The sequence below is a fragment of the Moritella marina ATCC 15381 genome, assembly GCF_008931805.1.
Taxonomy (GTDB): Bacteria; Pseudomonadota; Gammaproteobacteria; order Enterobacterales; family Moritellaceae; genus Moritella; species Moritella marina.
In genome coordinates this window covers 520,746-541,471 of record NZ_CP044399.1, presented here as the reverse complement: position 1 = coordinate 541,471, position 20,726 = coordinate 520,746, and the positions used below count along the sequence as shown (strand labels likewise).

Sequence of the window (20,726 nt, the reverse complement as noted above, 5' to 3'; positions counted from 1 at the left end):
TGATCCGTAGCTAAAACAAATCAAAATTCAAACTTCTATAGATGACATAGCCCCACCTATCAAATGAAAAAGTTTAATCGATTGTACCTATGCATTAAAGTTTTGCATAATAGCTACATCAAGACGAGGCAGACAACGTCTTAACCAAATACTTTAAATAAAAGTCGCTTAATTAAGAGCGACACTAAGGAATATATTATGACTACATTAGTATCAAAAGAAGGCCAAGCAGTTCCTCAAGTTACATTCCCAATCCGTCAAGGTGACGCATGGGTTAACCGTACAACTGAAGAACTATTTGCTAACAAAACTGTGATTGTATTCAGCCTGCCAGGCGCATTCACACCGACCTGTTCATCAAGCCATTTACCACGTTACAACGAACTAGCGAGCGTATTCTCGGCACACGGCGTTGATGACATCCTATGTGTATCAGTAAACGATACGTTTGTAATGAATGCTTGGAAGGACGCGCAAGAAGCAGAAAACATTACTTTCATCCCAGACGGTAACGGTGCATTCTCTGAAGGCATGGGCATGTTAGTAGACAAGTCTGATATTGGTTTTGGCAAGCGCTCGTGGCGTTACAGCATGCTGGTTAAAAACGGCGTGGTAGCAAAAATGTTCATCGAAGCTGACGAACCAGGTGACCCGTTCAAAGTTTCAGATGCTGATACTATGCTTAGCTATGTTGCGCCAGAATACAAAGTACAAGAGTCAATCACAGTATTCTCTAAACCTGGTTGCCCGTTCTGCGCTAAAGCAAAACAAACGTTAATCGACCAAGGTCTAAGCTACGAAGAAGTTGTACTAGGTAAAGACGCAACAACAGTAAGTCTACGTGCTGTAACAGGTCTTAGCACAGTGCCACAAATCTTCATCGGTGGTAAACACATCGGTGGTAGCGAAGAATTAGACGCACACTTCGCTTAAGTATTTAGTTTCAGTCATTACAAGATAAGACTGAGATCATAGTCAAAAGCATACTAACGAATAGTCATACTCACATGCCACGTTCGTCATTTAAGGAAGCAGCAATGCTTCCTTTTTTTTGTTTAACGGTTTGACTTACTCCCGCTTTACGCCCCTTATTGATAAGCATAAATTAAGAATAACTAAGTTTCCTGCGTTTAATATATTAGTTAGACAACGCAGATCACAAACATGCGCCAAAATAAAATTTATATCCCCCCTTTTTGTAAAAGCATCATTTCATTAACTAGACTTCTATAAATTAACAGATTTACTCTCAAGTTTATTCTCCACAGCACCATTACAGGACGTAAAGCGAGGCGCTATGCTAAAAAATCTTAAATTCACAACAAAATTGTATGCCGGTTATGGCGTAATATTATCACTCATGGTGAGCATTACACTCGTCGTTTTATTTAGTGTTAAATCATTAGAAGAAAATTTTAATTGGGTTAATCATACCCACGAAGTACTCGCCAAAGCATCAAAAGTAGAAGCTGCCGCCGTTGATATGGAAACAGGCATGCGTGGATTCTTACTCGCTGGCGAAGAACAATTTTTAGCCCCTTACAAACAGGGTAAAAATCAATTCGATACATTAATAAATGAACTTGCTAACACAGTCGCAGACAACCCTACGCAAGTTACCTTAATTAACGACACTAAACAAACGATACATAATTGGCTAGACCGCATCGCCGAGAAACAGATAGCATTGCGACGTCAGGTCGGTAATACCACCACCATGGATGACGTGGCAACTATAGTTGGGGAAGCTAAAGGTAAACAATATTTTGATAAGTTCAGACAGCAAATCGCAACCTTTAAAGAAGCTGAGTCTAGTTTAATGGCCAAGCGCATGCTTGCATTAGCAGAAACAGAATCAACAGTGATCAACATAGCTGTTTTAGGTACCCTTTTTGCGGTAATCATAGGTTGTTTAATTGCAATGTGGTTAACCCGTCATATTATGAACTTACTTGGTGGCGAGCCTGCGTATATTGCCGAGATAGCAAAAACCGTCGCGGCTGGCGATTTAACGATGAAGTTACATAGCGCTGGTAAAGATCGTGGTATTTTTGCTGAAATGAAAAACATGATCGCCAACCTACAAGATAAGGCAACACTCGCACAGACCATCGCTGCGGGTGAACTAGATAATAAAGTGATACTCGCCTCAGACCAAGACTCCGTAGGCTTAGCATTACAAGCCATGACACAGAACTTAAATGAAGTATTAGGCCAAACGCAATTAACCAGTGTTGAAATCTCACAAGGCAGTTATAGCGTTTCCGAAACCAGTTCAGCACTATCTGAAGGCGCATCAATACAAGCTTCAAGTCTAGAGAACATTTCAGCATCATTGAATCAGCTAAGTACACAAATCAGTGTTAATGCACAAAACGCAAATCAAGCGCAAGAGTTAGCTATGCTTGCTCAAAGTTCAGCAGAGCAAGGTATCGAGAAAATGGAAACCATGATTGCTGCAATGTCTGAAATTTCACACGCCAGTGAAAGTATCGCCGAATTCATCAACACCATTGATGACATTGCCGATCAAACTAATTTACTGGCCTTAAATGCAGCAATTGAGGCTGCTCGAGCCGGTGAACAAGGTCGTGGTTTCGCCGTAGTCGCAGATGAAGTCCGCAACTTAGCCGCTAGAAGTACCACAGCTGCGGAAGAAACCTCAAAACTGATTGCCAGTTCTGTCGATAAAACTAAAAATGGTAGCTTAATTGCCAGTGAAACAGCACACAGTTTAAAAAGTATTTTTGAAAGCATCAGCCAAACCGCAGCACTGGTTGATCAAATTGCCAATGCCAGCAATGAGCAAGCGATTGGCGCTGAAGAAATTAACCGAGGCGTTAGCGAAGTCGACGGGGTTACGCAACAAAATAACAGCGCAGCACAAGAAAGTGCCGCAGCAGCAGAGCAATTATCGCAGCAAGCTGAGTTACTCAAATCCATGTTGTCTCGCTTTAAGCTTGCTTCAACCTACGCATAACACGCATCAAGTACAAAGCTGTAGCGGTTAAAAATAACAAGGCTACAGCTTCACCTCTCTATATCAGCAACAATTGCCGTAAATCCCGGTAAACTGCCGCATAATATCGTTAAACCCATTAATAATTACAATTCTCCCCTCTCGACATGACCTTAAACTCGCCATTAATAACCTCTTAACCACTGATAATTACCCTTAAAATCAACGACAATTAAAAATTAAACAATAAGTTAAAGCCGCATTATTACCTTTAAGGTAACAATCTTTTACCATTTCAGTATATTGTTTTGTTCTCGTCCAAATGTAGAATGCCCCCATCGAAACCGAAACAACTTTCCAAACTCAATAATCAACACACATGTGACTTGATTAAATAAAGGATATTAAATGTCTACATTAACCAACAAACCGGGTATTTTTCTTTTAAAGTCAGGTTCATTCAAATTAAATGACCTAAGCAAATTGCTTGAAGTGGAAGGCCTTAAAAGTGACATGGCAGAAGTTGCCGTCACCAACAATAGCAGCGCATTAACGATTGGTCACTTTACAATGGAACCGGGTGTTGAATTTGAATACGCTTACGATTCAGTTGAATACAAAGTTATCACTAAAGGTAAGATCGTTGTCCGTGATGCAGAGAATAACAAATACGTTGCCGAAGTTGGTGATGTATTACTGTTCTCACCATACACAGTGGTAATTTTTGATGCAGAAAGTAATGGCGAAGCTATCTACACGGCGCACAGAAGCGCTGACGCATCATTCGCACCTGTATCAAACTAATTGGAATTCAACATGATAAATAAAATCATCAACAAATGTAAAAGTACATTTTGCACAGCAAATAACATCAATATCCACCCAGCAATGGACCGCGGTATCGCACCAACAGCAAGTAACTTTAGCGGCGGCACTCTGCAGTGCCACTGTAGCAGCAATAAAGTAACCGTAAAAATAGACAGCCAAACAGCACATAACCATGCTTGTGGTTGTTCAAAATGCTGGAAACCTAAAGGGGCTTTATTCTCACAAGTTGCTGTAGTTTCGAAAGATAAATTAAGCGTAACAAGCAATGCTAAGAAACTAAATGTGGTTGATGCAACAGCAACTATCCAACGCTTTGCGTGTAAAGATTGTGGCGTGCACATGTATGGCCGCATTGAAGATAGAACACACCCATTCTTTGGTTTAGACTTCGTTCATACAGAACTGTCTAGCGATAAAGGTTGGTCAGCACCCGAGTTCGCTGCATTTGTTTCATCAATCATTGAAACAGGTACAGATCCAAAAGACATGGTTGCAATCAGAGAGCAGTTAAACGCACTAGGTATTGAATCTTATGATTGCTTATCGCCAACGCTGATGGATGTGATCGCAGCACACGTTGCAAACAGTAAATAACCCATACTGTTAAGTACAAATGTATGGTCGACCTCGTTATTGCAATTATTACTTGAATCCTGCGTAATATTAAATAACGAGGTTGGTTTTTGTTAGTGTATTCGGTGCCTATACACTCTCTTATTCCACTCTGCAATGATAACCATTCAAAGCTGTATTATTGGCAGAGCGCATTCAAAAAAAGCTGCAAGATCATGATTTTTCGGCGACGACCGATGACCTAAAGGTGACGATTAGTATCGGCATCACAGTATTATCTGGGACTGACACCTGCTTTGATGAAGCACTATATAAGGCCAAGAACAAGGGTCGTAACCAAGTCGTTTATTTATAATGCATACTGCTAAGAAAAAAGCCCACAAGAATCTTCTTCGCGGGCTAAACTTATTCATTAATGTCTGTGATTATAAATGTTTACTGACACACTTCTAAATACCGCCAGACACTGCTATAAGTGAAAGGGTCTAAACCAGCAGAGGCTTGAAGCGCACTAAACATATACCCATTATATTGCACTATTTCACCATAGTAATAATTGTAATACGGGGTCCACTCAGGCACATAAGCACAATTACCTTCAGGTTGTGGTAATGGTGGCGTTGGTGGTTGCTCATTATCGTTTCCATACGCAGTTAAACTCACACCAGCAAAATCAGACTTACCTACGATTAACACATGATAACTATTCGCAGGAAAATCTAAAAACAAGCAACTTTCAAATGTCCCTAGATTAGTAGAGGCGCAGTCGTAGTCACTTTCCGAAGGTTGGCGATCAATCGCAATAAACATATCAGCATCTCCCAGCCCCCCTTCAGTCTCAATAGTGACATAACCTTGTGTCGGTGCATTGTTTAAAACAAAGCGTAGATTATCTCCGTAAGCGCCTTCTACCGTCGCCGATTTATGAAGTTCTAAATCAGTTTCATCGCTTGGCGTCGGCGGATTTGGCAAAGGATTTGGTGTTGGTACTGAACCATCACAATCCAGTGCTGTAACCCCAACTTGCTGAAATGCATTCATAACAGATTGTGTTTCATACCCCAACTGTTCAGCAGCCTGGCAGACACCGTTAGCACCTTCAACGAAGGTTGAACGTGGTTGCCAAAACAGTTTATTCGCCGTTGCATATACTAAGAAAGCTTTCTTTATATCCCACCCTTGACTCGTCGCCAAGTGGTAAAATGCTTTATTAAAAACACCAGAGCTATTGTGAACATCCATACCGCTATAATACGCACTAGCATGTCCGATCGACGATCCATCATTTTCAGGATTAATGAAAAAACGCATCGCTTCTGTCCGCTTCATGACATGTTCACCCATTTTCCAATTAAACGAACCATGGATGTAATAGCTCAATGCAGCCGCTGCAACATCAGAAAATGATTCATTCATTCCACCCGACATACCGCGATATTCTAGGTTTGAATTTTGCTCGGTATAGCCATGACTCACTTCATGCGCAATAACATCCCAAGTGGCGAGTGGATACATAGACCAGCCGCCATCACCAAACGTCATTTGCTGACCATCCCAAAACGCATTACCGTAATTGTTACCATAATGTACACGCATCGTCAGTTTCTGGCGAATCGGTCGGCTATTTAGCCAATCACGATACATATCAAAAACACGTTGGCCAAAATATTGCGCATCGTTCATTGGCGCATAAGCACCATTAGCAGAACGCGTTACATTAACAGGGCAAGTGAATTGATGAATACGCCCTCCCGACTGACGACTATTCATATCGAGTGTAACGACATTAGGACTATCCATTTGGCAATAATCATTTACTTCAAAGGTGCCAAATTTAGTTTCATTACCAAAATAATAGCGTCCACTTTTTTGGTTACCACCTGGCCCTTCAGCTTGCTTAAACGCGATGCCTTCCCAACGGTCTAGGATCCGACCATCTTTAGCATCCACAAACGTTATTGGGCGAGATGGTTCCATCCCCTCAGTTGTTAGGTAAGACACTCTATATACTAATTGTGCAACATTCTGATCATCCATAAGAATCATTAGATCTGCGATTTCTGCATTTGTATCCGCTGATGAAACCACACTTTTATCATTACTTTTAGACGTCCCCTGGGCAAGAGAAATAGCTTGTTCCTTATTGATAAACGGCAACATAGAATCGATATCTTGATCTATATCTTGCACCATTCGACCTGCAATTGGTTGGGCAACGCCATGTTGATTTTTCAGTGATACCACGGATTCTCCATATATAGGAATACCCCGATATCGCTGCTGATGACGAATCCATTCCTTGCCTTGTTGTTGAGCGCGAGTTTGCTCAGTAAAGCTATATTCAGAGGATTTTATACGAGTTGCAGACGGATTTAACAGTGCGCTAATGTCAACGTTACTCACATTAACAAAAGTAGCACTCTGTACCGAAAACGCCAGAGACGTTAATCCTAACAAAATAGTATGTTGTTTTTTCATAGTTGTTTTTTCCAATTTATTTTATATAAATTATTTTATGTATTTTTACACAAAAGTATTATCAACCAATCAAAATAGACCTCTAAGGAGGTATTTTTTATTTTATGATCTTGATCAATAAAGTTTTTTTATAAAAAAATAAATGATGACAATGTGTCACGATAGGTTTATGGTGAGTAAAGCGAGAAAGTTTAACTTAATGATATTTAGGGGTTTTAACGGCAGATAATAGCACTTAGTGAAATACAATGAAATCTAGTGGAATATAGTAGGATGGAATATTGCGGAGTAAATTAAACGTTAAAGACTTAGAATAAACGTATATAGACTCACTCATTAAAGCGTAAGTCTATATTTTATCGATATGAAACTAAGCTTGGTAACCAAATGGGTCATCAATCGAGTGTGACGGTTGAGTAAACCATTTTGGCCCCGCATCCGTCATATAAAAATGATCTTCCAAACGAATACCGAACTTACCTGGAATAACGAGCATAGGTTCATTACTGAAACACATACCTTTCGCTAACGGCGTGGTGTCGTTACCCACTAAATAGGGCCATTCGTGAATATCTAAGCCAATACCATGGCCAGTACGGTGCGGTAGTCCCGGTAAATCATAACCCGGACCAAAACCATCCGCTTCCAGTGAAACTCGTGCTGCAGCATCCACCTCCTGACAAGGCACATTAATTTGCGCTGCATCAAAAGCGGCTTGCTGGGCATTTTTTTCACTTAGCCAAGCAGCGCGCACTTCATTACTGGCTTCACCAAATACATAAGTGCGGGTAATATCAGAATTATAACCTTGTAGCTGACAACCGGTATCAATCAATACCACATCATCTTGTTTCAAGAATTGCGGATCTTTCACGCCATGTGGGAACGAGCTTGCTTTACCAAATAATACAATACAAAAATAAGAGCCCTTTGGTGCGCCTACCACTTTGTGTGCTTGATGAATAAATTCTTCAACTTCTGTCGTGCAAATGTCTAAACGTAGAATACGTGCAGCGGCTTTATGTACTTCTAATGTCATGTCTTTTGCACGTTGTAATAATGCAATTTCAGTGTCCGACTTTTGTTGACGACAACCAGCAGTTACCGCTTTCGCATCGATATATTCAAACTGTGGATTAGCATGACGAATATTGTTAAACATAAAGAAGGCAGTTGCTTCATCAATACCGACAACACCGGTTGTTACATTTAGTTGTGCAAGTACCTCACCAAATAACTGCGCTGGATTTTCATGCTCATGCCAGCAATGTAGCGGACCTTTTACAACCATAAATTCATTAATGGTATCTTGTTCAAAACGCGGGGCGATAAACTGTACATCACCGATAGCAGGTAGGATAGCGCCAACTAATCGTTCACCTGCTCCCCAACGCATGCCTGTGAAATAATACAAATTTGTACCCGCATTAAGATAAATAGCGTTAATGCCTTCACGTTGCATAATGGCTTGTGCTTGCACGATACGAGCATTAAATTCTTGTAACGAGACGGCTTTAACGCCAGCAGTCATGTCTGCCAATTTAGCTAATTCTAATTCAGCAGTTGAACCACCAATACCAATACCAATAGTCATAAAAATCCTTATTATACAGCTTGATTAACGAGATATAGATGAATTCACTGTAGCATACCTTTATGGCGAGATGTAGCACCAAACAGGGCTAACTTAATTCGGCCTCACACTTACTGCGTAATAGGTCGCGTAACATCAGCATTGCAGGCGTTACTTGAGTACGATTAGGGCAAATTAGCCATAAACTAATAGGCGGTGAAGTAAAATCTGGCAGTAATTCAACTACATTACCTTTACCTAAATCTGCCGCCATATCTAATCGTGATTTCATCGTAATGCCCTTGCCTGCGACCACCCAACGATGCACGACATCGGCATCATTGCTTAAACGATTGCCCGACACTTTCACTGCATATTTACCGGTATGATCAGCAAACGGCCAGGTATCATAAGCGCGATCTGCAAAACGGTAGAGCAAACAGTTATGCAGTGTTAATTCACGCGGATGTTTTGGCTCGCCATATTGCGCTAAATAACTAGGTGAAGCACACACTACCCGATCAATCTTAGCAATCAGAAATGCCACCAGCGACGAATCTTCCGGTTCACCATAACGCAGTGCCATATCCACCTTGTCGTGAAAGAAGTCAGCCAAGCTATCACCCACATTCAACTGTATGGATAGCTCAGGGTAAACATCCATCACTTCATCCAGCCAAGGCAGCACGATATTTCGGCCTAAATCAGACGATGTCGATAAACGAATTTCACCGGCTATTTTACCCTGCATCTCATTTAATGACGCTTTGCCTTTCTCTAGTGCGGCGAGTGCTTCAGTACAATGTAATAAATAACGCTCACCTTCGGCTGTGATCCGTAGTTTACGTGTCGAACGGATAAAGAGTTGCACGCCGAGTTGTTTCTCTAGGCGTTTTAAGGCTGCACTCGCCGCTGCAGGTGACATTTCCAACTGCAGTGCGGATGCGGTGATATTGCATGTTTGTGCCGTACGCACAAATAGAGTGAGATCTTGAATATTCATTATCAAATATTTTTTGAAACTGTTAGTTATATTACCATCTTTTTAGAATAGCAATAATCAGTAATAATGTCGCCACTCACGCAATACTTACCCATGAAAGGTAAATTTATATGACTACGCCATTAACCCTTGTCGCCAATATCGAAGCAAAAGCTGAGCAAGTTGAATTTGTCAAAAGTGAATTATTAAAATTAGTTGCACCAACACGACTTGAAGCAGGTTGCATCCAATATGATTTGCATCAAGATAATAACAATCCAGTGTTGTTCACTTTTGTTGAAACTTGGGAAAGTAAGGCATTATTACAGGCTCACCTCAATAGCCCACATTTAGCAATGTATGTGCAAGCAACCGAAGGTGCTGTAGTCAATTTTAAGTTAAACGAAATCACCAAGATCGCATAAGCAGCTAGAAAACTAGACCTGATTGCACATGATCACGACTTGCATACCTAAGCTACTTGATTATCAGTACAAATTTATTAAGGTTTTATTATGACACACCAAATTATCCAAGATTTAAGTAACCGTTATACAACTAAAAAGTTTGATGCTTCAAAAAAAGTATCGCCAGACGATCTTGCCGTGATCATGGAAGCAATGCGTTTATCTGCATCATCAATTAACTCACAACCGTGGAAGTTTATTGTTATCGAAAGTGATGCCGCAAAACAGCGTATGCACAATACCTTTGCTAATAAATTCCAGTTTAACCAACCGCATGTTATGACGGCCTCACACATTATTATCTTTGCGCACAATCCAGCTTATACACGTGCAAACTACGAAGCAGTTATCGACAAAGGTATTGCAGATTTACGTACTAAACCAGAAGACAAAGAAGCTGCATTCGGCGCATTTGCGTTTGTGGAATTAAACACGGGTGAAGATGGCGATACATCCGCTTGGACTAAAGCACAAACGTATCTGGCACTAGGTAACACGATGCACACATTGGCACGTTTGAATATTGATTCAACCCCAATGGAAGGCATTGATACCGACTTAGTAGGCAAAGAATTTGCTGTCGAGTTAGATGGTTACGTGACAGATGTTGCACTTGCAATTGGTTACCGTGATGCCGAAAATGATTACAATATCACGCCACCAAAATCACGTTTAGCAATGGCAGATGTGATCGTAAAACTATAACTTTTTCTGCTACAGAATAAGCAACACAATACGCCCCCTTTGAAGTGCGTTGAGCATCAAAAAGGGGGGATCAAAAGGACAATATAAAAACAAAGTAGCAGACACTAATCCAGCGCACTTCTATCTAATTCATTTTGCAATAATTTCCTACCATTGGTCTCAATGTGCTTTAAAAACGCAGAAGCGATTAATGTCGGGCGTTTAGACGTGGGCCATAAGAAAAACCAATGCGAATCTATCGGTAACTCTTTCACCGGCAAACGAATCAAACCACTTTGTCCCCCATACGTAAGTGTGTGAGCTGAAATAATGGTGATGCCTAATTTAGACATAACAGCGTGTTTAATCGCCTCGTTACTTTCGATGGTCATTTTAATATTCGGTTTCAAATCATGCTTCTTAAACAATTCTTCAATCGCGTATCGCGTACCCGAGCCTTTTTCTCGCATTAAAAAAGGTTCATCACACAAGTCAGCTAAGCTGATTGATTTACGCTTACCGAGCGGATGATCTTGATGAGCAATGGCCACCAAAGGGTTATCTAGAAACTCCAAGCTTTGTACATCGATATCTTGCGGCGGATGACTAAAGACATAAAAATCATCGATACCCTGCTTCATCCGTTCAATGGTTTTTTCTCGATTACCAATGTTTAATTGAATATCTACATCAGGAAACTGCTCGCAAAAAGGCCCCAGTAAATGCGGAATAAAATACTTTGACGTGGTTACTACGGCCAATCTTAAGGTTCCGGGTTTAGTCTTGCGAATATTACCTAAAGTCATGTCTAAACGCGCAAAACTATCGAGTACTTCGACCGCAGTTTTAACTAATTCTAACCCCACATCGGTAAAAATAAGCAGACGGTTTACAAATGTATACAAGGGCTCGCCAATCGCATCGCTGAGTTTACGCATCTGAATTGACACGGTCGGCTGGGTTAAAAATAACGCTTTAGCGGCTTCATTAATACTGCCCTGATCATGCACAGCCAACAAGATCTCAAGCTGCCTCATCGTGCCAACATGCGCGTGAATACGTGACTTCATAATAACTCCGCTTACTAACGTTAACTAAAAACAAACTAGCTATAGATATTAATCTATAGCTAGGATAGATAATATCTATTTTTATCTATCACCATTCATTGCCATAATCTCCCTTAACTAAAGCTTAGCCAGCGATGTTGGGATGTAGACCCTTTAATTGCAGTTTAGATACGGAGATTTGGACTTTGTTTGGACATCGTTTTGACAGTATTAATTTAAAAGGTGATGTATTTGGTGGTGTTACCACCGCGATCATATCACTGCCCTTGGCTCTAGCCTTTGGTGTGGCCTCAGGCGCAGGGGCTGAAGCAGGCCTTTGGGGTGCTATTATGGTCGGCTTTTTTGCGGCGCTGTTTGGTGGTTCAACAACGTTAATTTCAGAACCTACCGGCCCAATGACAGTGATCATGACAGCCGTACTCACCAGCATGATGGCTAAATATCCTGAAACAGGTATGGCGATGTCCTTCACTGTGGTGATGATGGCTGGTGCCTTTCAAATATTACTCGGCACCTTAAAGCTGGGAAAATATGTCACCTTAATGCCTTACAGCGTCATTTCAGGGTTTATGTCTGGCATCGGTGTTATTCTGATCATCTTACAATTATCACCACTATTAGGTCATGCTGCGCCGTCTGGCGGGGTTACAGGTACCTTGTCTGCATTACCGGATATCTTAGCCAATATCAGTTTCAGCGAACTATTTTTAGGTTTACTCACTTTAGCGGTGCTGTTTTATTTCCCCAAACAATACCGCAAGTACGTGCCAGCGCAACTGGTCGCGTTAGTGGCTGTAACACTGTTATCAATACTGCTTTTTGATACCGACAGTATCCGCCGCATTGGTGAGATCCCAGCAGGGTTACCGTCATTAGTATTACCGCATTTTAATGCCGACATGTTCACCACCATGGTTATCGATGCCTTAGTACTTGGCACGCTAGGTTGTATTGATACCTTGCTAACCGCCGTCATTGGTGACTCGTTAACACGTAAAGAACATGATTCAGACAAAGAACTGCGCGGACAAGGCATTGCCAACATGATTTCAGGATTATTCGGCGCGCTACCAGGTGCAGGTGCAACCATGGGCACTGTGACCAACATACAAGTTGGTGCACGCTCACCGCTTTCAGGTATGGTTAGAGCACTGGTATTAGCACTGGTGGTATTAGTTGCAGGCGGATTAACAGAACCCATCCCAATGGCGGTATTAGCAGGTATCGCTGTGTATGTCGGTTTTAATATTTTAGATTGGAGCTTTATTCAACGCGCGCACAAGGTCAGTATTCAAGGTATGGCTATCATGTACGGCGTGATGTTCCTTACCGTGTTTGTCGATTTAATTGTCGCGGTTGGCCTAGGGGTATTTATTTCTAACATCATCATTATTGAACAGTTAAGCCGAGCACAAGCACGCCAAGTTAAAGGCATTAGCGATACTGATAACGATGTGCCATTGACCAAAACTGAACGCGTCATATTAGATAAAGCCAATGGTAAAGTATTATTTTTCTACTTATCAGGGCCGATGATATTTAGTGTATCCAAAGCAATATCGCGCCAGCATGCCAGCATTGGTGATTATGAAGTAATGATATTAGATTTAAGCGATGTGCCGATGATCGATGTGACCGTAGGACTAGCACTAGAAAATGCGATAAAAGATGCATTAGACGCTAATTGTGAGGTGTTATTGTTATGCCCGAATATCGATACCCGTGAGCGCTTAGAGAAGTTGAACGTATTGGACTTGATCCCAAATGACAATCACTGCACGTCGAGAGAACAAGCATTGCAATCTGCGCTTGAGCATTGTAATTAAATATGGTATCCCCTGCGAGATTCGAACTCACGTCTAAGACTTAGGAGGTCCTTGTTCTATCCAGCTGAACTAAGGGGACACATAAGAGACTGAGGACTATACTCTATTATTTATCTTCACGACAAGTACTTAGCTGAGTTTTGGGCGCTACAGCCGTAATATTTTATGGTAACTCGCCACTTCAACGTCAAATTTAGTATGTTGGCGAAGATGGTCACGCATCGCTTCACTGGCATCGGGATCACCATGCACCAATTGGATCTGGGTATTATTGCTCAATTGCGATGACACCAGCCAATTGGTTAAATCAACATAGTCGCCATGTCCAGATAAACCATGTAAGACTTCAATATCCGCTTTAATTGGTAACCATTGCCCATGGATTTTGACACGTTCACAACCCAACAACATTTTCGCGCCACGTGTACCACCGCTAACATAACCAATAAACAATACCGTAGTGCGGTGATCACCAATCCGTCGTTTCATGTGGTGGATAATGCGTCCACCAGTGGCCATGCCACTACCGGCAATGATAATATGTGGCATCACAATATCATGCAGCAATTTCGATTCTTCAACATCACGAGTAAATTTAACCAAGTTGGTCATGTCATGACATTGCGCTCTGTTCAATCGGTGCAATTCATCGAACTGGCAGTAAATATCAAATACACTGATCGCCATCGGACTATCGAGATAAATCGGTAATTTTGGGATACGCTTTTCAGCAATCAAAGTTGCCAACATATGCTGAATCGCCTCGGTTCGACCCACTGCAAAGCTTGGTATTAATAATACGCCGCCTTTTTTCGCAGTATTGTTAACCACCTTAGCTAATTGCTTATACGGATCGTCATTGCCATGTAAACGATTGCCATAGGTTGATTCAAGCATTAACAGATCCAGCGCAGGTAGTGGTTTAGGCGGATACATAATGACATCGTTGGGCTGACCTACATCACCTGAAAAACCCACCCGTTTGCCTTCAGCTTGTAAAATAATACTCGCCGCACCAAGAATATGACCAGCACTTTGTAAAGTAACAGTAATATCGCCAATACTAAAATCCTGCTCAAATGGTACCGCTTTAAATAGGGCTAAACTTGCTTCAGCAGTACTCTTGTCATACAAAGGCTCAGGGGATTGATGTTTGCTGATTTTATATTTACTGAAATAACGCGCATCTTCTTCTTGAATTTTACCACTATCTGGTAGCAGAATAGTGCATAAGGCAATGGTCGCAGCATGCGCATAAACCGGGCCTCGGTAACCCTGTTTGTATAATGCCGGAATAAAACCTGAATGGTCTAAATGTGCATGAGTAAGGATGATTGCATCTAGTGATTGAATATCTAATGGTAGTGGTTCGCGGTTACGTTCGCGTAACCATTTGTAACCTTGATACAAGCCACAATCAATTAAAATTTTGGTATTCCCCGATTCCACAAAGTACTTTGACCCAGTCACCGTTTCTGTACCACCGAGAAAAGTAATATTCATCGTTTACGCTCCGACTAAAATATAAACGTCATAACAACCATGGCTTAATTTAGTATTTTGGCAAGACTTAATTAAGCCTAGAACAGAAAACCATAATATCCAGAACTCAGACGCCAACACTTAGTTTATTAAGAGCCTGGTCAAACAATTCATGTGTACAACGTTTTTCCTCAGGGGTTGGACGATTATCATTTTCATAAATCCAAACACAAGATTTGAGAATGCTTTCACGCTCATGCAAACTCGTTTCAGAATGTGATTCAGAAGGTGTTGCCAATGCTGTCAATTCAATAATTAAACGACAATTATTATAATTAAATGGTACCCGTTGAAAGGCTTTATAGGCATACTTGATTGCAAGATTAGCTGCATTTTCTTGCCTTTTTTCTTGCGCTATACCAGCCAATTCCCTCCCTTCTTGTAAACGTTGCTGGATTTCACTTTTAGCACCTTTTAGCATCTTTATTTGGCTCAACATTAAGATATCGTCATTCGTTTCTTTACACAGCGCCTGCGCTCGTTCAACCGATTTGTCATATAATTCGGGGATCCCACATAGCCCAAATAAACGAGCCATGTTTAACTCAGTATAAAAGTCTACAGAAATTTCTTTTATTTCTTTGATTTTATGTATAACAATCAACGCACTTTTAATATCACCATTAATGTATGCGAGGATGCCAAGCCCGACTAATAAATTGAACTCAGCCACACTATCATCTTCAATGTGTACACTATATCCGTGTATCTTATATTGCGCTTGGCTAAGTAAATCTGCATGTTCTTTACTCGAATCTGTGTATAAACTTGCCAATAAAAGTGATACATAAGTATTCATTGCAACGCCGTAGCTATAGCGGCTCGTACTCTCAACTTTAGTAATAAAACGTTGAAATCCTGCAGCGGCCTTACCGTGCTCTTGTAGTGCTGTATATAGATTAGCGAGTATTAATTCACGATGAGGATTAGCCGGATTAATCTTATGCGCTGTATTAAATTCTCGGATCGCATCCGGTAATTTATCCCTCACCATCATACAATTCGCAAGATTTTGTCGTGCAACGGGCTGACGAGGGTGCTTCGATAATATCTTATTGAAAATATCTTCCGCTTTATCTAAATCCCCTAATGATTGGTAAGTTTGCCCTAATCCTATTTCAGACCAAATGCTGTTAGTTTCTTTACAGGATTTTCGGTAAAAGAATAATGCATCATCGTGGCGCTTTAATCGTAATAAACAATCGCCATAAATACGATTTATATACGTAATGTATTCAGGATGGCTATGAATAAATTGCTCACACAAGCTTAAAACCTGCTGATAGTCTTGATTTTCCATGCCCGATAATAAGGGTGAAATGATCGCTTTACGTGCTAATACAACTTCAATACGATGAATAAATTCCTTTGCGCAGAAAGGTTTAAGTAGGTAATCATCTGGTTCTAATTCAATAAAATGTGTCACAACCGAAAGGCTACTATCCCCGGTAACACAAATAAACACAGTGTCAGGTGCAATTAATTTACGCTGTTTTACTTCATCAAAAATAAGTGCACCATCGATATGGTGATTCATATTGTAGTCGCAAACCACCACATCGTAGCAATGTTGAGACAGCAAACGAATCGCTTTTAAACTATCAGTTGTACTATCAATAAGTTCATTTGCAACACCTGCACCGTTTAAAATCCATCGCATTAAAGAGATCGTGACAACTGAGTCATCAACCACTAAAAATCGTTTTTTATTAATCACACTACACTCCAAATCCATCTGAAACATATCCCTTTATAAATATAGGTGAGGAAAACCTCTCTGCCAGTACTAACCTTATAAATAAAGTGGTTAAAGTGTTTTAAACATAATTTTACCGCTAACACCTCATAAAACATTAATAATATGTGATATCAAGGCGAAATAATTCCATATAAATCATCAATATCGATAATACCTCAGCTCTGCCTATTAATCATAAAACATAAAAAAGCCAGCTTGCGCTGGCCTTATATAACCCGTTCTAACAGAACATGATTAATCGATGTTATTTATAACTAATCTCAGCAATGACACGACGATTTTCTAAACGCCCTTCTTTAGTATTATTATCAGCAATAGGTTGTTCTTCTCCATATCCTACAGCAGTAACACGAGTCGCTTCAACACCATATTCATTGACGATAGTATCGCGCACCGCATCAGCACGGCGTTGTGATAGTGTCTTATTGTAATCAGCATTACCGCTACTGTCGGAATGCCCTGCAATTTCAACATTAGCGTTGGGGAACTGGGTCATTAAATCAGCAACCGCTTTAATTTCAGCTTTAGCCGTTTCTGGAATTTCTGCTGAATTATTAGCAAATTTAACTTCTAGTTTAATCGATTCAGGTTGCTCGATTACAGCAGCAACTACAATCGCACAACCATTTTCATCTAAATTATCGAGTGACGGGCTATCAGGACATTGATCAAGGTAATCGGCAACTCCGTCACCATCACGATCAAACGCACAACCCACAGTATCGACATGGACACCACTCGGCGTGCTCGGACATTGATCATTTTCATCAAGGACGGCATCGCCATCACCATCGAGTAAAACGAGGGGGGCAGCCTTGCTCTTACCACCAAATGCATAACTCACGCCAGCAGTAACCAATGAATCCCAGCGCTCATCATCTAGACTGTTGATCACTTTAGCCTGTAACCGTGCCGACCACTTTTCATTAAAATGATAACGGCTGCCAAGACCGAGATTAAGTTGGGTTTCTTTAGCGTCAACAGAGCCAACATCAAATGCACCATGACCAACACCCGCATTTAAAAACGGCTGCCAATTGCCGATTTCAGGTGTGTAATACAGTCCATCAAGCGTGTACTGCGAAACATCTACATCAATACTTCCAACTTTCGCGTCGGGATTACTATAAAGATAACTGATTTCTGCACCAAATTTAGGACTGATGACATATTCACCACCAATCACCAGAGCCTCACTATCATCAACACCCGATTCAGAACCAAACATATGATAACCGACAGCTGGGTTTAAATAAGTTTTACCTGCTGTTTCAGCCAATGCAGGCTGTAAAGATGCGAGCATTCCACACATGATTAAACTTAGCTTGCCACTTAATTTGCCATTAAATTTACCACTTAGCTTTATATTTAAACTGTTCATCAACTATCTCCTTGTTTTTTTAACAAGGCTAGTTGATGAATATGGAAAGTGCTTAATTTAATAAATGCGTATTAAAAATATGATTATTTCGGCACAGAGTTCCATCGAATGAGATAAGTGCATGAACTATAAAATGAAATCATCCGTTAACACAAATAGGTCATGACCAGCGTTTAAATACATACTAAATAGCTTATATAAAATTGGTGTATAAACTCTACTCCCAAATGCATATTTAAGTATTTATGTGCTTTACTGCTATTTAAACACATGTCTAATTACGTATAATCAAGAATCAGAAGTATAACCGTACACTTTACTGTGGATAATTATGATTAGGCAATATTGCAAGTTTTCGATCGCGAATCCAACACTACACAAGTTACATATTTTGATATTAGTGCTCATTCCTTTTTATTCGGCGTATGAATTACTCGAAAACCACGAACTAATATTTGCATTAGGTTTTGTGGTTGTCATCCCATCAATGATTATATTGGCTAAATCCGCGGAATACGCAAGAAAATACTTTCCTTCAAGTCGCTAACATTACCACGGCTAATAGCGAGTCCGATAACAAGAAACAAAAAAGGCAAGAAGATTACTCACCTTGCCTTTCAGTTCCAGCCATGACTATTTTATGCCTTTATTACTGGCAGCCAACGATAAAACACCGTCGATAACGGCGGCAGAGTTAATCGCACTGAATCACTAAGTCCCTGACTCTGTACTTTCTCACTATCTGCGCTGCTAACAAGTGGATAATTACTACCCGCGTAACAGCCAGCATCAGTATTTAATAACAACTCATAACGACCAGCATTCGGTACACCGAGGCGGAAATTATCTCTTGGGATCGGCGTAAAGTTACTGATCACCAAGATACGTTCGCCATTGTCACTAATACGTTCATGGGCGAGTACACTTTCAGATTTATTATCTTGTAAGCGCCATTCAAAACCAGCTGGGTCGCAATCCAGTTGATACAAGGCCGCTTGTGCCTGATAAAGTTGATTTAAATCTGCCGTTAAGCGCTGAACACCGACATTATTGGGATTAGCCAATATACCCCAATCAAGCTGAGCATCATGGTTCCACTCGGCTAATTGGCCTAATTCAGCGCCCATAAAGTTGAGTTTCTTACCCGGTTGGCCGTACATATAACCGGTATAGGCACGTAAATTAGCAAACTTCTGCCATTCATCACCCGGCATTTTACCCAGTAACGAACCTTTACCGTATACAACTTCATCATGCGATAAAGCCAATACATAGTTTTCACTAAACGCATAAACTAACGGGAACGTGATGGTATCGTGATGGTATTGACGGTTAATCGGCTGTTCTTGCATATAGCTCAAGCTATCGTGCATCCAGCCCATATTCCATTTAAAGCCAAACCCTAATCCGCCCAAGAAAGTCGGTTTCGATACACCTGGATAGGCTGTCGACTCTTCTGCAATCGTCATCGCATTAGGAAAGTGGGTATACACTTCTTCGTTCATCCACTTTAATACCTTAATGGTATCGTAGTTGTGATTACCACCATCGCAATTCGGGATCCACTCGCCATCATTACGCGAATAATCCAGATACAACATCGACGCCACCGCATCAACACGGATACCATCAACATGAAACTGCTCTAACCAATACAAACTATTCGATACTAAGAATCGTTGTACATGGTCACGGCCACAATCATAAATATAACTGTGCCAGTCTTGATGCCAACCGCGTTTCGGATCTGGATCATTAAATAATGGCGTACCATCAAAATTAGCGAGTCCGTGGTCATCTTCAGGAAAATGGGCAGGTACCCAATCGATGATCACGCCAATACCCGCTTGGTGACACTGATCGACAAAAAATTTAAAATCATCAGGATTGCCAAAGCGACTGGTCGGCGCAAACATGCCAATAGGTTGATAACCCCAAGAACCGTAAAATGGATGTTCTGAGATCGGCATCAATTCGACATGGGTGTAATGCATTTTTTGTAAGTACGGGATCAGCTTTGCGGCCAATTCTCGGTATGTTAAGAACTCACCCTCGTCATTACGTAACCACGAACCAACATGCAATTCATAAAATGATAATGCTTGTTTGTGCTTAGCTGTTACAGGGCGTTGCTGCCATGTATCATCTTGCCATTGATAGCTATCTTGTTGATATACCAATGAGGCAAACGACGGATACTGCTCGGCATGTGCGCCCCATGGATCGGCTTTATGCGGTAAGCTCTTACCAGCATGGTCAACGATAGCAAATTTATAACGCTCACCAACCTGTAAGTCGGCAATAAATACCCCCCACAGACCCGCATCTAATTGACGCAAAGCATGATCGTTGGTATTCCAGTCATTAAAATCCCCCACGACACTGACTTTGCTGGCATGCGGTGCAAATACTAAAAAGCGTACACCGGATACACGCAGGCCGTTATGCATAAAACTAACACACTGCGCGCCCATCTCCTTGTGCATGAGTTTTGGGGTATGTAATGTTTCCATACTCGGCATTAAGCCAGAGTATGCTTCAAGGTTGTGGATCACAGCTGCTTTTGAAGTCGCCTGCATTGAAATATCCTTCTTCTCATTAAAG

At 41.0% G+C, this 20,726-nt stretch carries 16 protein-coding genes and 1 tRNA gene; 8 read left to right on the top strand and 9 right to left on the bottom strand.

What is annotated here, in order from left to right; translation table 11 throughout:
* Nucleotides 1-198: 198 nt before the first annotated feature.
* The 5 genes from FR932_RS02545 to FR932_RS02525 all read left to right on the top strand — a co-directional run bounded on the left by FR932_RS02545 (nt 199) and on the right by FR932_RS02525 (nt 4,715).
* On the top strand, nt 199-933 hold the full coding sequence (locus FR932_RS02545) for a glutathione peroxidase (protein WP_019441316.1): 735 nt from the start codon (nt 199-201) through the stop codon (nt 931-933).
* Between the two features lie 364 nt (nt 934-1,297).
* Nucleotides 1,298-2,980 (top strand): methyl-accepting chemotaxis protein, encoded by a 1,683-nt coding sequence (locus FR932_RS02540; protein ID WP_019441314.1) that lies wholly within the window; start codon nt 1,298-1,300, stop codon nt 2,978-2,980.
* Between the two features lie 387 nt (nt 2,981-3,367).
* Nucleotides 3,368-3,763: a hypothetical protein gene (locus FR932_RS02535; RefSeq protein WP_019441313.1), complete on the top strand. Its 396-nt coding sequence runs from the start codon at nt 3,368-3,370 to the stop codon at nt 3,761-3,763.
* Between the two features lie 12 nt (nt 3,764-3,775).
* Complete coding sequence (gfa, locus tag FR932_RS02530) at nt 3,776-4,381, top strand: S-(hydroxymethyl)glutathione synthase (protein ID WP_019441312.1); 606 nt, start codon at nt 3,776-3,778, stop codon at nt 4,379-4,381.
* 160 nt (nt 4,382-4,541) lie between these two features.
* Nucleotides 4,542-4,715: a GGDEF domain-containing protein gene (locus FR932_RS02525; protein WP_019441311.1), complete on the top strand. Its 174-nt coding sequence runs from the start codon at nt 4,542-4,544 to the stop codon at nt 4,713-4,715.
* Nucleotides 4,716-4,795: 80 nt separating this feature from the next.
* On the opposite strand, the gene FR932_RS02520 is transcribed toward FR932_RS02525, so the two are convergent.
* The 3 genes from FR932_RS02520 to FR932_RS02510 all read right to left on the bottom strand — a co-directional run bounded on the left by FR932_RS02520 (nt 4,796) and on the right by FR932_RS02510 (nt 9,414).
* Nucleotides 4,796-6,838: a M4 family metallopeptidase gene (locus tag FR932_RS02520; RefSeq protein ID WP_019441310.1), complete on the bottom strand. Its 2,043-nt coding sequence runs from the start codon at nt 6,836-6,838 to the stop codon at nt 4,796-4,798.
* A 370-nt stretch (nt 6,839-7,208) separates the two neighbouring features.
* Nucleotides 7,209-8,426, bottom strand: coding sequence for a M24 family metallopeptidase (locus tag FR932_RS02515; RefSeq protein ID WP_026032131.1), 1,218 nt, complete (start codon nt 8,424-8,426; stop codon nt 7,209-7,211).
* 94 nt (nt 8,427-8,520) lie between these two features.
* Nucleotides 8,521-9,414: a LysR family transcriptional regulator gene (locus tag FR932_RS02510; RefSeq protein WP_019441308.1), complete on the bottom strand. Its 894-nt coding sequence runs from the start codon at nt 9,412-9,414 to the stop codon at nt 8,521-8,523.
* 110 nt (nt 9,415-9,524) lie between these two features.
* On the opposite strand from FR932_RS02510, the gene FR932_RS02505 reads away from it, so the two are divergent.
* Complete coding sequence (locus FR932_RS02505; RefSeq protein ID WP_019441307.1) at nt 9,525-9,818, top strand: putative quinol monooxygenase; 294 nt, start codon at nt 9,525-9,527, stop codon at nt 9,816-9,818.
* 90 nt (nt 9,819-9,908) lie between these two features.
* Nucleotides 9,909-10,565: an NAD(P)H-dependent oxidoreductase gene (locus FR932_RS02500; protein ID WP_019441306.1), complete on the top strand. Its 657-nt coding sequence runs from the start codon at nt 9,909-9,911 to the stop codon at nt 10,563-10,565.
* Nucleotides 10,566-10,669: 104 nt separating this feature from the next.
* Here FR932_RS02500 and FR932_RS02495 read toward each other — a convergent pair whose 3' ends face one another.
* Complete coding sequence (locus tag FR932_RS02495) at nt 10,670-11,614, bottom strand: LysR family transcriptional regulator (protein WP_019441305.1); 945 nt, start codon at nt 11,612-11,614, stop codon at nt 10,670-10,672.
* A gap of 185 nt (nt 11,615-11,799) precedes the next feature.
* Between FR932_RS02495 and FR932_RS02490 the strand changes: the two genes are divergently transcribed.
* Nucleotides 11,800-13,440, top strand: a complete 1,641-nt coding sequence (locus FR932_RS02490; protein WP_019441304.1) for a SulP family inorganic anion transporter — start codon at nt 11,800-11,802, stop codon at nt 13,438-13,440.
* Nucleotides 13,441-13,443: 3 nt separating this feature from the next.
* Here the strand turns inward: FR932_RS02490 and FR932_RS02485 are convergent.
* The 5 genes from FR932_RS02485 to glgB all read right to left on the bottom strand — a co-directional run bounded on the left by FR932_RS02485 (nt 13,444) and on the right by glgB (nt 20,701).
* Nucleotides 13,444-13,519, bottom strand: a tRNA-Arg gene (locus tag FR932_RS02485).
* A gap of 68 nt (nt 13,520-13,587) precedes the next feature.
* Nucleotides 13,588-14,943, bottom strand: coding sequence for an MBL fold metallo-hydrolase (locus FR932_RS02480; protein ID WP_019441303.1), 1,356 nt, complete (start codon nt 14,941-14,943; stop codon nt 13,588-13,590).
* A 106-nt stretch (nt 14,944-15,049) separates the two neighbouring features.
* Nucleotides 15,050-16,699, bottom strand: coding sequence for a response regulator (locus FR932_RS02475; RefSeq protein WP_240532395.1), 1,650 nt, complete (start codon nt 16,697-16,699; stop codon nt 15,050-15,052).
* A 286-nt stretch (nt 16,700-16,985) separates the two neighbouring features.
* The gene (locus tag FR932_RS02470; RefSeq protein ID WP_019441301.1) at nt 16,986-18,122 is read right to left on the bottom strand and encodes an OmpA family protein; all 1,137 of its coding nucleotides are present in this window, start codon (nt 18,120-18,122) and stop codon (nt 16,986-16,988) included.
* 638 nt (nt 18,123-18,760) lie between these two features.
* Nucleotides 18,761-20,701 carry a 1,4-alpha-glucan branching protein GlgB gene (gene glgB, locus FR932_RS02465; protein ID WP_019441300.1) on the bottom strand — a complete coding sequence of 647 codons (1,941 nt, stop codon included), beginning with the start codon at nt 20,699-20,701 and terminating at the stop codon, nt 18,761-18,763.
* Between the last annotated feature and the right edge of the window lie 25 nt (nt 20,702-20,726).